The sequence below is a fragment of the Fibrella rubiginis genome (genome assembly GCF_017353185.1).
Classification (GTDB): Bacteria; Bacteroidota; Bacteroidia; order Cytophagales; family Spirosomataceae; genus Fibrella; species Fibrella rubiginis.
In genome coordinates this window covers 238095-253389 of the sequence record NZ_JAFMYV010000008.1, presented here as the reverse complement: position 1 = coordinate 253389, position 15295 = coordinate 238095, and the positions used below count along the sequence as shown (strand labels likewise).

Sequence of the window (15295 nt, the reverse complement as noted above, 5' to 3'; positions counted from 1 at the left end):
TCATTCGCTCATTCGCTCATTGAGCGATGAACATCAAAGAAGAATTCCTGATCCGGTCGCGGCATGCGTTTTATTTCCTGATGCTGCTGGGCGTCGCTATCATTGGGCGGCTGATCTACATGCAATACTTCGCCACGTTCAAGGGCAAGCACTGGAACGAGCGGATTGAAGGCTTCCAGATTCGGCAGGACACGATCCGGGCCAAGCGCGGTGACATCTACGCCCGCGATGGTAATCTGCTGGCCACATCACTGCCCACCTATGAAGTGGGTATAGATCCCCGCGTAGCCAAAGACGACTATTTCAACAGTAAAGTCGATTCGTTGGGCATGAAACTGTCGGGCCTGTTTCGCGATAAATCGGCGCGGGAATATGCGGGATTGCTGCGTGCGGCGCGGCAGAGTAACCGGAAATACCTGCTGCTGAATCGCCGTCGCGTTAGTTTTCAGGAGCGCCAGAAAATGCTGACGTGGCCCTTTTTTCGGGCTACCAAAAAGCTGTCGGCACGAGGCGGCGGGTTGCGGGCCTATTACGAACGCTACCATCCCTATGGGCAGATGGCCCTGCGCACGGTAGGTGATCTGAACCCGTTTACCCGAATGGGCCAGATGGGCCTCGAAGCCAGTTTTCAGTCTGAATTGGCGGGAAAAAACGCCGTAGGCTTGATTGAGGTGCTGGCTGGAGGCGTTAAAAAACCCGTTGAAGACGGCCCCGATATGAAACCCGAACCGGGCTTGGATTTGTACACGACGCTCGACGTGAATTTCCAAGATATGGCCGAAACATCGTTGAAAAAAGCCCTCGATAAGTACAATGCCGACAAGGGCTGCGTGATTGTGATGGAGGTACAAACCGGCGAAATCCGGGCCATCGCCAATCTCACGCGTAACACTGGATCAGGGCAGGTGTATATCGAAAACTTCAACCATGCCCTGGCGGGCCGTACCGATCCGGGCAGTACGTTCAAGCTGGCTACGATGATGGCCCTCCTGGAGGAAAAAGCCATTTGGCCCGAAAAACTGATCAATACAGGTGGTGGTTCGGTACGGTATCATGGGGTCGAAATAGTGGATGCCAAGCGGGGTGGGGCGGGTACGATCACGGCCCAGCAGGTGTTTGAAAAATCATCGAACGTGGGCATTCACCTCATGATGCAGAGCTACTTCTATTCGCGGCCTGATCTGTATTGCCGCTACCTGCGTCAGTTTCACCTGAATCAGCCCACGGGTATCCATATGAAGGGCGAAGCTCCGCCCGTGATGCGCAATCCGGATATGAAAGGCTGGAGCAAAACATCGCTCACGTTTATGTCATACGGCTATGAGATGCAGCTTACGCCCCTTCAGATGCTGACATTTTACAATGCTGTGGCCAATAACGGGTATTGGGTACGTCCGCAGTTGGTAAAACAGGTGAAGCTAGCTGGCGAGGTAGTTCAGGAAATGGCCCCCTATGTAGCCCCAACGCCCATTGCCAAGCCAGAGACAATCAAAAAAGTGCGCAACATGCTGGAAGGTGTGGTGGATCATGGTACGGCCAAAAACATCAAAAATCCTAATTACACCATTGCGGGTAAGACCGGCACAGCCCAAAAAATCTATAACGGTCAGTATCAGCAGGGGCGTTACTACACCTCGTTTATCGGGTATTTTCCGGCTAATAAGCCCAAATACAGCATGATCACGATGATCGACAATCCTCATGGTGACAATGTTGATTTGCTCTACGCGGGTAGTGTGGCCGCCCCGGTCTTCAAAGAAATTGCCGACCGTATCTACGCCTACGACACCGATATCCATACGCCGTTTCGGGTGCAAAAAGGCAACTCACGCCTCAGCCCCGCACCTATGCTGGCTTCGGCGGGCTACGCCAACGACCTGCACACCATTGGCACCGAGCTTAACATCGACAGCGAACCCGCCGTGGAAGGATGGGTGCGGCGTAAGCAGGACGGCAACTGGCAGAGCATCGCGGTCCGCAAAGACCGCATCCCCGACGTGCGCGGTCTCTCTCTCCGCGACGCCCTGCCTCTGCTCGAAAACCGGGGCCTCCGCGTACAGGTAGAAGGCCGCGGCAAAGTCATGACCCAATCCATCGAACCAGGTACTACGGTAGCCACCAACAAACAGATAGCGCTGACGCTGGGGTTATGAAATCAGTGTGTGGTTCTACACTTATCTGTTAATAATGAGGCTCTTATGTCCAGAAAAAAGGCTGTTTCGTTCATCGGTTTTCTTGTTTGTGTTGTCACGTCTTTGGTGGAAACTAGTCTGTGCAATGCCCAGGCCACTGCAGATACTACCAGGCTATCGCTCTCCTTTTCGGCGATCCACCCTCGCGCCAACGTACCTGAGCCGTTCACTGCATTCATACAGCGTGGCGTTTTGAATGCCTGTCGGGAAGCAGGTCAGCAAATACCCAACTGCTTTTATGGTATTGACTGGATTCATTTCCGGATTACGCCATCCAACAAGATTGACAGTATCCGAATCACGGGTGATTACCTACCTGAATGGCTGACCGAGTTTTACGAATCAAAAATCCTAACCAGTCAACCGTTTTGGCAGTATGTTGATAAATCCCATATCGGACCAATTCTTGTAGCCATACCGATTGATTTTGCATTCGAGAGTGGATGTGAGCCAAAGCCATCCACGATACCCACGAAATATCAGGCTGAACTAGCAACTGTTGACAGTTTGTTTACTAAACCTAAACCCTTCTTACCCAAGTTACAAGCTGTCCAGCAAAGTCCGAATCGAATTTTGCTTGGACCGCTGATTATACATTCGATGAAGTAACTCGACCAGTGTGCGAGCCTGGTTACTGCCTCATCTAAGCAGAAGGAGTAGTTGACTTTTGTCTATTGTGCGCTGACCAGTTTATCTCGTTAACGCTTGTATATATTGTTGTACAGCTGTTGTAATTCCCTGCTTCACAATAGGCCACGTAGTCTGCTGTAAATCGTTAGGGTTCTCCTGTTCTTCAGCATCATCAAAGTACACCAGCGAACGCACAACCTGACCCGGATCACTTTGGGGATATTTCTGGGTATAAAATCCCATCATATCTGCCAACCTATACTGCTGTAATAGCCGGTCTATAACACAGAAATCTTTTTTTGCACCCCGCCCGGCCACGGCGCCTAACTTCATTGCTATCACATCTGGCAATGACACTAGCCGAATATTTTCCACAACGTCAATAGGTTGTAAATAAGGATATTCGTGCAGGAGAATATCCACTTTAACGTCGTCAATTACAAACAGCAACGTTTGCTTACGAGCTGTCAACTCTAGTGCTGATGGAAATTGGCGACGAATGGCGTTTTGGACATCTGTCAAATTGAACGGCTGAGGTGTAAATAAGTCCAGGTCAACTGAAATACGATGCCCCAATCGCAGCGATAAATTTGTGCCGCCAACCAGACTAAAATTTGCCAATTCGGGAGTGGCAAGCAGGCAATTTAGTAAGTCCAGGGTAGGTTCTGCGACTGTCTCCGTGTGTAGCATATGAAGTCCTGGGGCGAGAGGTTGTAGATGACGCACAAAAAGTTGATTACGTCTTTCTTTAGGTAAGCCGCCTTCACAATTTCGCGCCGAAAGCGTTCGGTTCCGTAAAACCGAACCAGTTGGATAAAGTCATCCCACGTACCGTAATTCGCCACTTTTTCCATAACGAACAATGACCGTTTGTCGAAATCAATCATGTTGACATCAACGTCCCAAAAGGCAGTTGCCGAAATAGGAGGGCGGGACAAGGGCAAAGCGGTTTCCATATTTGTAAAGACAAGAACCTGACGGTTAGCAAACGTACTCAAACCTTATTCCGCTGCCAGTTCCATGGCCAAAAACTTGCCGGTATGGCTGCCTTTGGCTTTGGCTACTTTTTCGGGGGTGCCTTCGGCGATGATGAAGCCGCCTTTGTTGCCACCTTCCGGACCGAGGTCAATGACATAATCCGATACCTTGATTACGTCGAGGTTGTGCTCGATCACCAGCACGGTGTTGCCTTTGTCGACGAGCTTGTTTAATACGCCCAACAGCAGCGCAATGTCTTGGAAATGAAGACCCGTGGTGGGCTCGTCGAGGATATAAAGTGTCTTGCCGGTGTCCTTTTTTGATAGCTCTTCTGCCAGCTTTACGCGCTGGGCTTCGCCGCCCGATAAGGTCGTGGCGTGTTGACCGAGGGTGATATAGCCAAGACCTACGTCACTGAGGGTCTGTACTTTGCGCAGAATTCGGGGTTGGCTGGCAAAGAAATCCAGGGCCTGTTCCACGGTCATGTCGAGCACGTCGGCGATGGATTTGCCTTTGAAGCGGACTTCCAGCGTTTCGCGGTTGAAGCGTTTGCCTTTGCATGTTTCGCAGGGCACGTGCACGTCGGGTAGAAACTCCATCTCGATCTTTTTCATGCCCGCCCCTTCGCAATCTTCGCAGCGGCCACCCTTCACGTTGAATGAGAACCGGCCCGGCTTATAACCCCGGATTTTGGCTTCGGCCAGTTCGGCGAAAAGCGTACGGATCTCCGAGAACATGCCTGTGTACGTAGCCGGGTTTGAACGCGGGGTACGTCCGATGGGTGACTGATCTACCTCAATTACCTTGTCAATATGTTCCAGCCCTTCCACTGTTTTGTAGGGCATAGGCTCGCGTTTCGACTTGTAAAAGTGCTGATTCAGGATCGGAAACAGCGTATCGTGCACGAGCGACGATTTTCCGCTACCCGACACGCCCGTGATGCTCACCATGCGGCCTAATGGCAGCTTCATGGTCACGTTTTTGAGCGTATTGCCCGTAGCTCCTTTGATAATTAGGAACTTACCACTGCCTTTGCGGCGCTCATTGGGCACACGAATGCCCTGCCGCCCGCTGAGGTAATCGGCGGTGGTGCCGCCCCGGCTGATGAACTCAATTGGTGTGCCGTAGCCCACTACCTGCCCGCCATGCCGCCCCGCGCCGGGACCAATGTCGAGCAGGTAGTCTGATTCGAGCATCATGTCTTTATCGTGTTCCACCACCAGCACAGTGTTGCCCAAGTCACGCAGGTTTTTCAGCGACTCGATCAATTTGACGTTGTCGCGCTGGTGTAACCCAATGCTAGGCTCGTCCATAATATACAGAACGCCAACGAGTTGCGTGCCAATCTGCGTAGCCAGCCGGATACGTTGCGCCTCACCCCCCGACAAGGTTTTTAATGACCGGTCGAGCGTGAGGTAGTCCAGGCCGATGTTGACCATGAAGCCAATGCGCTTGCGAATTTCTTTCAGAATCTCCTTACCGATGGTGTTCTGCCGGTCGGTCATGCGGCTTTCGATGCCCACAAACCAGGCAGCCAGTTCCGAAATATCCATTCGGGCCAGTTCGGCAATGTTCTTCTCAGCAATCTTGAAAAAGAGCGACTCTTTCTTCAGGCGCATCCCATGGCATTCGGGACAGGGGTTGATCACCAGAAAGTCGCGCAGCCAGTCCTGAATCTTGTCAGAACCGTTCTCCTGCTGCTGTTTCAGGAAGTTAATAATGCCCTGAAACTTAAAGTTATAATAGTCTGTACCGGGAATCTTCTTTGATGGCACCGCCGCCTCTTCTTCCGTGCCGTGCATGAGCACGTGCAGCAGTTCAGGTGGGTATTTGTTCACTGGCGTGGTTAGATTCATCTTGTACTTTTTCAGGATGACCTCCACTTCTTTAAAAAACCACAGCTCACGGTATTCACCCAATGGAGCAATAGCTCCGCGGCTCACACTCAATGACTTATCAGGAATAACAGAATCTTCGGTGATCTCTTCTACCACGCCCAGACCCTGACAGGTGGGGCACCAGCCGTAAGGTGAGTTGAACGAAAACGAGTTAGGTGATGGCTCATCGTAGCTAATGCCTGACTCCGGGTCCATCAGGTTTTGCGAGAAATAGTGCAGCTTATCCTTGGCGTCGAGCACCTGAATTGCCCCCTTACCCTGCTTCAACGCCGTCTGAACCGACTGACTCAGTCGGAACCGATCTTCGGCGCTGGGCACGAGCCGGTCAATCACGATTTCGATGTCGTGGACTTTATACCGGTCCAGTTGCATCTTGGGCACAATATCCTGCACCTCGCCATCAACGCGCACTTTGGTGTAGCCCATTTTGGCAATCTGTACAAACTGCTCGCGATAGTGGCCCTTCCGGCCGCGCACCACCGGGGCCAGAATAGTGGTTTTCTTACCCAGATTCTGCTCCAGCAGCGTATCCACGATTTGGTCCTGCGACTGCCGCACCATCTTTCGACCCGTCACGTAGGAATATGCCTCACCCGCACGGGCGTAGAGTAGTCGCAGAAAGTCGAAGATTTCGGTCGTAGTTCCGACGGTGGAACGCGGGTTTTTCGAGGTCGTTTTCTGCTCAATCGAGATCACCGGGCTGAGGCCGTTAATCTTATCGACGTCGGGTCGTTCCATATCGCCCAAAAACGAACGGGCGTAGGCCGAGAAGCTTTCCATGTAGCGCCGTTGGCCTTCGGCGTAGATCGTATCGAAAGCCAGCGACGATTTTCCCGACCCGCTGATGCCGGTTACAACCACCAGTTTGTTGCGGGGAATGGAAACGTCGATGTTTTTGAGGTTATGTTCACGGGCACCGAGCACGTCAATTTGCTCATAACCCGTCAATTGCACGTCGGTAAGCGGTGAGCGATTGGGGTGCGTTTGGGGCTGCACTATATCCTCACTTGTCATAGTTTGTTGTTCCTGCGTCACGTGTTGCTGGTTGGCCCAAAAACGGTAGGGCTATTCCTAAGATCAACACCATCGCGGCGGGGGGAGTTTCCGGAAAATTGGATTTGGCTGGGTCCGTATCCATCGGTAAGGAACAGAAGAACGGCGTATATTTGGTGAACCACCGTTCTTACATGAAACATAGTAAAGACCTTATGATTAAGGCAGCCATTGCCAAGATCAGAGATCAGCAGCCAGTTCAGCACCTAGCCGAGCCAAATCAGTCTTGATAGAAGGATATTTTTTTGCCAGTCGTTTGATCTGCTTATTAAAAACAGACAGCGTGAGTACTCTAAAGCTCATCGAGCAATACAGATAGAGGCCGGGGTTTTTTTGTGCCCTGTTCAACAGCCTTAAGCTCGACAATAGCCTCTTTCAATTCAGTCGTGAGTTGCTGAATGGAAGGTTCTGCGTGCTCATACTGGGCTAGATCTGAGTATTGCTTCTTCAGTTTGTCCCAATCTGGCATCGGGATGAATACTCCTGTTGGCTTGCCCTTACTATCGTGGATGACCTGCAGATTCATGGTGTTGTCAGTTTATCGAATATCGCTTTTTACCGGCAGAATGGCAACTGCAATTGAGCATAAGTACCACATCAGTGGCAACTACACACTTCCTACCTCAACACCCGGCGCGATTTTCTTGACCAGACCCTGAAGCACTTTGCCGGGTCCGCATTCGGTGAAGGTGGTGGCCCCATCGGTGGTCATGGCCAGGACGGATTGGGTCCAGCGGACGGGAGCGGTGAGTTGGGCAATCAGGTTGGCCTTGATCGTGGCTACGTCAGTAGCGGGCTGAGCGTTGACGTTTTGGTAAATAGGGCAGCGCGGAGCCTGGAAGGGGGTATTCTCGATAGCCTGAGCCAGATCGGTGCGGGCTGGTTCCATCAGCGGCGAGTGGAACGCACCACCCACCGGCAGGGGCAGCGCGCGTTTGGCACCGGCTTCTTTTAGCCGTTCGCAGGCTACGCGGATGCCTTCGTTACTGCCCGAAATCACGACCTGGCCGGGACAATTGTAGTTGGCAGGTACTACCACTTCACCCGTTTCTGCGGCTACTTCGGCACAAATGCGTTCAATCACGTCGTCGGCGAGGCCGAGGATAGCGGCCATGGTAGATGGGTTTTGTTCGCAGGCGCGCTGCATGGCGTCGGCGCGTTGAGCCACCAGCCGCAGGCCATCGGCAAAGGACAGGGCACCAGCGGCCACCAGCGCCGAAAATTCACCCAGCGAATGCCCCGCCACCATGTCGGGCGTAAAATTGTCGGTAGTCATGGCCAGTGCTACCGAGTGCAGGAAGATGGCGGGCTGGGTGACGTTGGTTTGTTTTAGCTCGTCGTCAGTGCCATTAAACATGGTGTTTGTAAGGCTGAAGCCCAGAATCTGGTCAGCCTCATCCATGAGGGCCTTCGCCACCGGCGACGATTCGTACAAGTCGTGGCCCATACCGGTAAATTGGGAACCCTGGCCGGGAAAGATGAATGCGGTCATTTGAAAGAATGTACAATGTACAATGAACAATGTATAATGTACAATGACCTCTATTAATGCATAACTAGCTGACTCGCAGCAACATTGTACATTATACATTGTTCATTGTACATTGAGACTATCTGAGTTTCAATGTCGCCAATGTAAGCACGGCGAGGATGATGCCGATGATCCAGAAGCGGGTCACGATTTTGGCCTCGTGGTAGCCTTTCTTTTGAAAATGGTGGTGCAACGGCGACATCAGCAGAATGCGTCTGCCCTCGCCGTACTTCTGTTTTGTGTACTTGAAATAGCTCACCTGCATAATTACGGAGACGAGTTCGGCCAGGAAAAGGCCGCACATGACCGGAATAAGCAATTCTTTCCGGATAGATAGGGCCAGTACGGCAATGACGCCGCCGAGCATCAGGCTACCCGTGTCGCCCATGAAAACCTGTGCGGGAAACGAATTGTACCACAGAAAACCGACGCAGGCCCCCACAAACGCGGCGCAGAAAATTACGATCTCTGCCGAGTTGGGAATAAACATGATGTTGAGGTAATCGGCAAAGCGGGCATTCGACGACAGGTACGCCAGCACGCCCAGCGTGAGGCCGATAATAACCGAGGTTCCCGCCGCCAGCCCATCGATGCCATCGGTAATGTTGGCTCCATTAGATACCGCCGTGATAATAAAAATACACACCAGCGTATACACAATCCAGGTGTAGTCGGGGGGGAGCAGGCCGAACAGGAGCCAGCTATAGTCGAAGTTATTGTCTTTGACGAACGGGATAGTCGATGTGGTAGAGTGAAGGTCCTGATAGCGAGTCAGTTGGCGTACCACAGACCCCGCTACGGGCTTGTCATAAATACGAATTTTCACATAATTGTTGAACGACAGCGTAAGCCCCACAATGAGACCCAGGCCAATTTGACCTACTACTTTAAACTTGCCCTGCAGACCTTCTTTATTCTTTTTGAACACCTTGATATAATCGTCCAGAAAGCCAATAAGGCATGTCCAGACAGCCGATACAAGCAGTAGAATAATGTAGACGTTGGAGAGCTTGGCAAAGAGCAGCACCGGAATCAGCAACGATGCGATGATGATAAACCCGCCCATAGTAGGGGTGCCACGCTTTTGCATCTGCCCTTCCAGCCCCAAATCCCGGATCGACTCGCCAATTTGCAAACTCCTGAGTTTGTCGATGATACGCCGACCAAAGATGGCCGCAATCATCAATGATAACACCACGGCACCCAACGCCCGGAACGAAATATACTGGAACACCCCCGCGCCGGGAAAATCAAAATTTCGGTCGAGGTACTGAAAGAGGTAATAGAGCATTTCTAATGAGTGAATTAGTGAATGAGCGATTGAGTGAATGGTAGGACTGAGACGTATAGTCTGATGCGTGGTGCGACTTTGTGAAATACACCACGTAACGGTTCTAAACATTCACTCAATCGCTCATTCACTAATTCACTCATTAGTTTCAAAGTTAGCGGTTTTGGAAGGCTTCCCGAAGTACCTGCCGGTCGTCGAAGTCGTGTTTCGTACCCTGAATGTCCTGGTAGGTTTCGTGGCCTTTGCCTGCTACCAAAATGATGTCGTGGGGTTTAGCCAGGGCTACGGCGGCCCGAATGGCTTCGCGGCGTTCTTCGATGGTGCGCGTTTTCCTGGCATTGACTGGCGAGACACCCGCCTGCATTTGCTCCAGAATGGTCATTGGGTCTTCAAAACGCGGATTATCGGAGGTCAGAATCACGCGGTCGCTGAGCTTGGTGGCTATCTGCGCCATGATGGGTCGTTTGGCCGCGTCACGGTTGCCGCCGCAGCCAACGACGGTGATAATTTGCGGAAAATAGCCCTCTTCGTTGTTCTGACGCAGATTCTGAATCGTTTCCAGCACATTCTGAAGCGCGTCGGGCGTATGCGCGTAGTCGACGATACCCACAACCTTATCGGCAGAAATAACCTGCTCAAACCGACCCGATGGAGGCGTCACGGCCGAGAGCTGGGTTAGGATTTCTTCCTCGTCTTCGCCCAACAGCACCGCCGCGCCGTAGACCGCCAGCAGGTTGTAGGCGTTGAACCGGCCAATGAGTTTGAACCACACCTGCCGGTCGTCGATGGTCATTTCCAGTCCAAATAGCCCGTCGGACAGGATTTTGCCTTTAAACGTGCCCAGCGTCTGCAACGAGTAGCTTTCCTTGCGGGCCAGCGTGTTTTGCAGCATGACGGCCCCACGCTTGTCGTCGGCGTTGGTGAGCGCGAAAGCTGAACGGGGGAGTTGGTCGAAAAAGCCTTTTTTGGCCTTGATGTAATTGTCGAACGTGCCGTGGAAATCGAGGTGGTCGTGGGTGATGTTGGTGAAAATGCCCCCTGCAAAGTGCAGTCCGGCAATGCGTTCCTGCACCACGGCGTGCGAACTTACCTCCATAAACACGTGTGTACAGCCCGCCTGACGCATTTTTACCAGCAGTTCGTTGGCCGAAATAGCGTCGGGCGTGGTGTGTGTGGCGGGCAAAACGGTGTCGTCGATCTGGTTTTGCACCGTAGAGAGCAGACCACAGCGGTAGCCCAGCCCACGAAACAACCGGAACAGCAGGGTGGCTACGGAGGTCTTGCCATTGGTCCCCGTCACGCCCACGAGCTTGATTTTTTTAGAGGGGTTTCCGTAGAAATTGGCCGCTACAAACCCCATAGCTCTTGGCGCGTTGGCTACCTGCACAAACGTTACGTCGGCGGGCGCTTCGGCGGGCATTTCTTCGCACAAAATGACTGTGGCGCCCTGCGCAATGGCTTTTGGAATAAACGAGTGCCCATCAACAACGGTACCGCGTACCGCAACAAACAGGGTCCCCGGTGCTACGTTGCGCGAGTCCATCGTAAGGTGCGTTACTTCGGCATTCATACTGCCTGCTGTGGCCAGCAGAGGCACTTTATAGAGCAAATCGGATAGGAGCATACCAGTGCAACGAGCAAACGCCCGTTTGTGGCTGCAAAAAAACGCGACCGGCACCGCTTTCGCTAATCGCTTGGTAGGATGAAGGGCTTTTTGACAGGATTATCAGGATTTCAGGATTAACAAGATTTTTTATGTCTACATATTTCTGAGAATATGAAACTCTTGTCAATCCTGAAATCCTGATAATCCTGTCAAAAGCCACTCCTAATATTTCGCAGTGATCACGACTGTTTTCGTAGAAAAGCTAAGCATGGGGTCCCCGCCAGCATCGATGGCCCAGCCTACACGATAGGTACCGGGGCGGAGAAAGAAATTGTCAACGTCAGCTAGAACACCCAATACAGGGCGGCGAAGCCAGAAGGCAGGACGGTAAAAAGGCGTTTTTGAGGGAATCAGGTACGTTTCGGTGTCTGATTGCAGTACGGCGTAGGCTTGCCGAAGTGGCGTGGGTGGGCCAGGTGCTTCGAGGTGGTAGGTGTCGCCGTTTTTGGTAATGCGCGTGGCGATGGTATCCAGACTGGTAGCATAGTTGGCGATTGGGTTGTCGGGGTATTTGTAGTAACCCCCGGCCACCGCCCCCGTCATGGCTTTGTGGATGGGTGCTTCCAGAATGCCTCCCCGTTCACCGCCAAGACCAATACCGGTATACTGCTGATTGTACCCCCATGCCCGCAAAAACTCGCTGCGGTTGGCTACTTCGGGCAGGTGCCAGAAATACGATTTTGCCCAAAGCAACAGGGCCAGCGTCAGGCCAATCCGCATCCACCGGGGACGAAGCCGAAGGTTAAGTGTCTGTAAACCATTTAGATAAACTACACACAGCAACAAGGCTGGATAGAGCATGTAGTTGCTGATCAGGATTACGTTGTAGCCGTACCGAATGCGGAACATACCTACCACGGCCGCGTTGGTGAGGATAAGGATGTAGATACCGATGAAAAAATTGTCGCGAATAGTGTTTGGTAGTTGCGGCACCAGCGCCATTATTTTCTTCTGAAACGGCCATCGCATCTGCCACACAAACCAGCCGATGAGTGCAAACAGGATAATGCCGGCTATAGTTGGACCAATACCACGAAGTAGAAACGGCGCAAACGGAAGCACATCAAACGCGCCGCCTGCAAAGGAAAACACGCTCACGATCACCAGCCAGGGTTGGCTCAGCAACAGCTTTTGGCTCGTGGTCCCCTGCGAATAGGTATAGCCGTAGCGGTAAATAAATACGGCCACGGCACAGAGCACTGCCCAGGCTGCCAGCCGTTTGTAATGCCCCTGCCGCCAGAGAATAACCGCCCCCGACAGCCAGCCAAAGAGTGTATTGCTCATGGAGAGCGACGCCAGCACTTGTAACAACGCTGCACCTACAAACCGGGGTCGGCCATTTTTGGCTAAGCTGTACATCACCAAAAACGACAAAAATGTGCCTCCCTGATGTTGCAGGCCCGTTAGTGCCCAGGTTGACGTAAGAAAAAACTGCGGCTGCAACAGAAAAAACGGTACTGGCACAAACGCCCAGATCGGTAACTGCATGGACCGGAACACGCGGTAGAGAATGACCAGCGTACCGTACATACATACGTTGGCGATGATGATCATCAGCCGGAAATTCATGTGGCCCGTGACGTAATAAGTGAACAAGGCCACGCTTTTCGCCAGCAGAATACGGTGTTCGTTGCTTGGTTTCAGCAGCCAGTATACCTTCTCGCCCAGGGTATTGGCCTTGAAATATTCCTGAATAAAAGCCACAAACATTTCCACATCATCGTACCAGGGCACATTTTCGGCGTAGGTCAGGATCATCCAGGTGTGCAGAGCAACAGGGAGCAGCAACAGCAGGTAAGGAAGAAACGGGTAGCGAAGCGTTAGGGGGGCGGCGGGGGTACTCATCGTAGGTGACTGTAGGTTCGGTAAATACGGTATAGCTCATACCACATGCGGAACACGTAGGTCGAGCTGATGCGCGAGTCATCCTGTTCGATCCACTCCTGAAGAGGTTCTTCCAGCAAACGACCTTTAAGGTTGGCACGGCCATACTGACCAACTAACCGGGCCAGCAATTCCACGTCGAAAAGCCACGGACTAATAAACGGTTCGGCAAAAACGCTCCCAGTGGCCTCACGACGCATAAGTTTGGCGCCGCATTGGGTGTCGTAGACGGGCAACTTCAGGATCAGGCTAATGGTGGTAGCAATGACGCGACCCACATAATGCCGGAAGGCGCTCCGTTGGATGTTTACGCCGAGATGCTTGATCCGCGATCCCATTACAAATACACAATCGGTGTGGTTGTCGAGCACGGCTTGCAAATCGTTGATAGCGGCCAATGGGGTAGCCAGATCAGCATCGAAATAGCCGGTATAATCAAATGTACCCATACCGCAGTGGTTCATGCCCGCCCGGACAGCGCCTGCTTTACCCTGATTCTGAGGCAAATCCAGTACGTCAATCTGGGTCGGATTGCGCTGTTGCAATGCCTGCAGAACAGACAGGGTCTGGTCGCGGCTACCATCGTTAACAAAGCAAAATGTAACGTGTGGATGGTTGCTGAGGTAGGTGATGAAGGCCTCGCCAGGCAGGCGTTCGGCTTCATTATAACAGGGAACAATAATGCAAACGGTGGTCATGGACGGGTGGATGCGGGACGAATTGACGGGTCAATAATAATCACTTTATGACCATAATAGCCCGCCTGGCACTTGTTCCACCAGTGAGTAGGATCGGTGCGAATGTCTTCCATGAATAAACTGGTGGGGTAAACGCTGAGTGGAGCCACCCGGAGTGTATCGGCTTGCGACTGACTGAATAGCTGTTGGCGGGCAGTGAGTTCACGGTCATATTGGGCAGCGTCGCCCCGAAGCAGATCGGCGTAAAGATGGCGCATGGGCAGACTGCGAACCATGCTGACACCGAGCCAGAGCACGGTGAGCGCCAGTAACCAAAGTGGCGGCGTGGTAGTGCCAAACCGGGCAAAACGAGATAGCTGAGATGTCAGGATAAACAACCAGCCCCATAAAAAAACGGCATAGGTGACGTTGATGGCCCGGTTTGTCAGGTTTTGGGTAGCGTAGTAGGAAGGGAACACCGTGGCCAGCAGTAGTACAAACAGCACCAGCAATCCGTACCAGAGCGGCACCCGAAACAGGCGGCTAACCCGTTCATTAACAGTTGTTTGCTTGTGAAATAGCCCTGCGCCGATCATCACCCAAAGTGCCGACAAAGGCAAAATGGGTGTTTGAATAAACCAGCGCGGCAGGGTCATCGCCAGCCACCGTAACGACTGCACCATACCCCCCACAAGGTCGCCGTTGGTAGCCCCGCCCTGCATTCGGATGGCATTGCCGGGTGCCCGAAACACCAGCCACCCCGACACCAGCGCTACTCCTAATTGTACTAAAAGTTGCTTGTCTACCTTGCGGTTCTGGACAAAACGAAACACTAAAATGGCCAGTAGCAAACTGATAATGAGCAGCATATGTGTTTCGCCACAACCCACAATCAGGAAAACCAGTACGCTTGCCCAAATGCCCGTCAGGGTGCGTAGTGTTCCGGGCTGCTGCCCTTGCCAGCGCAACAACACCGCGCCCCAATACATCATCAGCGCCGAGGGGACGGTATACACCACTGCCGAAGCTGTCCAGATAAAGGCTTCGGCCAGATTGGGCAATATCAGGATGTACAGGAAAAAAAGCAGCCCGGTCAGGTACAACTGGGTACGGCGGCGGGTAGCAGTAGGTGCCTCCAGTCGAGCCAGCCACTCGCCCAAAAGTGTGTAGGCGGCTAGCAGCCAGCCAATAGCCAGTAAGGCTGGAATAAACTTGAAACCCGCATACCAGCCCCAAACCAGCGGCGTGCCGTGAGCCAGGAAATTAGAAAAATAGCGCCCCGTCCAGCCGTCATAGTAGTATTGCTGCGCCTGCCAGAATCCGTAGCGCACGGCCGTATCGGCGAAGCAATAATCGTCGGCAGCAGAAGGATGATTGTAGTACGACAGGAATAGAATAGGCACGAAAGCGACCAAAAACAGCCCTGTCGTGGCAATGGGCAGCAGGTAGCGGTGAAGTAGTGATTGTTGCATGAATGGACTAGCCTGACCTGACA

At 52.5% G+C, this 15295-nt stretch carries 12 protein-coding genes; 2 read left to right on the top strand and 10 right to left on the bottom strand.

Annotated elements, in window-relative coordinates; all coding sequences use genetic code 11:
- Positions 1-26: 26 nt before the first annotated feature.
- Positions 27-2153 carry a PASTA domain-containing penicillin-binding protein gene (locus tag J2I47_RS16720; protein ID WP_207365730.1) on the top strand — a complete coding sequence of 709 codons (2127 nt, stop codon included), beginning with the start codon at positions 27-29 and terminating at the stop codon, positions 2151-2153.
- Positions 2154-2198: 45 nt separating this feature from the next.
- A complete protein-coding gene (locus J2I47_RS16715) occupies positions 2199-2801 on the top strand; it encodes a hypothetical protein (protein ID WP_207365729.1) in 603 nt (200 codons plus the stop codon).
- Between the two features lie 81 nt (positions 2802-2882).
- Here J2I47_RS16715 and J2I47_RS16710 read toward each other — a convergent pair whose 3' ends face one another.
- The 10 genes from J2I47_RS16710 to J2I47_RS16665 all read right to left on the bottom strand — a co-directional run bounded on the left by J2I47_RS16710 (position 2883) and on the right by J2I47_RS16665 (position 15272).
- Positions 2883-3512, bottom strand: coding sequence for a nucleotidyl transferase AbiEii/AbiGii toxin family protein (locus J2I47_RS16710; protein ID WP_207365728.1), 630 nt, complete (start codon positions 3510-3512; stop codon positions 2883-2885).
- Entirely contained in the window at positions 3467-3778 is a 312-nt protein-coding gene (locus J2I47_RS16705) for a DUF6922 domain-containing protein (protein WP_207365727.1), read from the bottom strand. The genes J2I47_RS16710 and J2I47_RS16705 overlap by 46 nt, the downstream gene beginning before the upstream one ends.
- A 45-nt stretch (positions 3779-3823) precedes the next feature.
- Positions 3824-6712, bottom strand: a complete 2889-nt coding sequence (gene uvrA / locus J2I47_RS16700) for an excinuclease ABC subunit UvrA (RefSeq protein ID WP_207365726.1) — start codon at positions 6710-6712, stop codon at positions 3824-3826.
- 331 nt (positions 6713-7043) lie between these two features.
- On the bottom strand, positions 7044-7277 hold the full coding sequence (locus J2I47_RS16695; protein ID WP_207365725.1) for a hypothetical protein: 234 nt from the start codon (positions 7275-7277) through the stop codon (positions 7044-7046).
- Positions 7278-7358: 81 nt separating this feature from the next.
- On the bottom strand, positions 7359-8243 hold the full coding sequence (gene fabD, locus J2I47_RS16690) for an ACP S-malonyltransferase (RefSeq protein ID WP_207365724.1): 885 nt from the start codon (positions 8241-8243) through the stop codon (positions 7359-7361).
- A 118-nt stretch (positions 8244-8361) separates the two neighbouring features.
- Positions 8362-9573, bottom strand: coding sequence for a phospho-N-acetylmuramoyl-pentapeptide-transferase (gene mraY / locus J2I47_RS16685; protein ID WP_207365723.1), 1212 nt, complete (start codon positions 9571-9573; stop codon positions 8362-8364).
- Positions 9574-9727: 154 nt separating this feature from the next.
- On the bottom strand, positions 9728-11197 hold the full coding sequence (locus J2I47_RS16680; protein ID WP_207365722.1) for a UDP-N-acetylmuramoyl-L-alanyl-D-glutamate--2,6-diaminopimelate ligase: 1470 nt from the start codon (positions 11195-11197) through the stop codon (positions 9728-9730).
- Between the two features lie 204 nt (positions 11198-11401).
- Positions 11402-13084: a hypothetical protein gene (locus J2I47_RS16675; RefSeq protein WP_207365721.1), complete on the bottom strand. Its 1683-nt coding sequence runs from the start codon at positions 13082-13084 to the stop codon at positions 11402-11404.
- A complete protein-coding gene (locus J2I47_RS16670; RefSeq protein ID WP_207365720.1) occupies positions 13081-13821 on the bottom strand; it encodes a glycosyltransferase in 741 nt (246 codons plus the stop codon). Before J2I47_RS16670 ends, J2I47_RS16675 begins: the two co-directional genes overlap by 4 nt.
- Positions 13818-15272 carry a DUF6056 family protein gene (locus J2I47_RS16665; RefSeq protein WP_207365719.1) on the bottom strand — a complete coding sequence of 485 codons (1455 nt, stop codon included), beginning with the start codon at positions 15270-15272 and terminating at the stop codon, positions 13818-13820. The genes J2I47_RS16670 and J2I47_RS16665 overlap by 4 nt, the downstream gene beginning before the upstream one ends.
- Positions 15273-15295 lie beyond the last annotated feature (23 nt).

Coding starts and splice junctions, on each gene's coding strand:
- J2I47_RS16720 (WP_207365730.1), top strand. CDS start 27: ATGAACATCAAAGAAGAATTCCTGATCCGGTCGCGGCATGCGTTTTAT.
- J2I47_RS16715 (WP_207365729.1), top strand. CDS start 2,199: ATGTCCAGAAAAAAGGCTGTTTCGTTCATCGGTTTTCTTGTTTGTGTT.
- J2I47_RS16710 (WP_207365728.1), bottom strand. CDS start 3,512: ATGCTACACACGGAGACAGTCGCAGAACCTACCCTGGACTTACTAAAT.
- J2I47_RS16705 (WP_207365727.1), bottom strand. CDS start 3,778: ATGGAAACCGCTTTGCCCTTGTCCCGCCCTCCTATTTCGGCAACTGCC.
- uvrA (WP_207365726.1), bottom strand. CDS start 6,712: ATGACAAGTGAGGATATAGTGCAGCCCCAAACGCACCCCAATCGCTCA.
- J2I47_RS16695 (WP_207365725.1), bottom strand. CDS start 7,277: ATGAATCTGCAGGTCATCCACGATAGTAAGGGCAAGCCAACAGGAGTA.
- fabD (WP_207365724.1), bottom strand. CDS start 8,243: ATGACCGCATTCATCTTTCCCGGCCAGGGTTCCCAATTTACCGGTATG.
- mraY (WP_207365723.1), bottom strand. CDS start 9,573: ATGCTCTATTACCTCTTTCAGTACCTCGACCGAAATTTTGATTTTCCC.
- J2I47_RS16680 (WP_207365722.1), bottom strand. CDS start 11,197: ATGCTCCTATCCGATTTGCTCTATAAAGTGCCTCTGCTGGCCACAGCA.
- J2I47_RS16675 (WP_207365721.1), bottom strand. CDS start 13,084: ATGAGTACCCCCGCCGCCCCCCTAACGCTTCGCTACCCGTTTCTTCCT.
- J2I47_RS16670 (WP_207365720.1), bottom strand. CDS start 13,821: ATGACCACCGTTTGCATTATTGTTCCCTGTTATAATGAAGCCGAACGC.
- J2I47_RS16665 (WP_207365719.1), bottom strand. CDS start 15,272: ATGCAACAATCACTACTTCACCGCTACCTGCTGCCCATTGCCACGACA.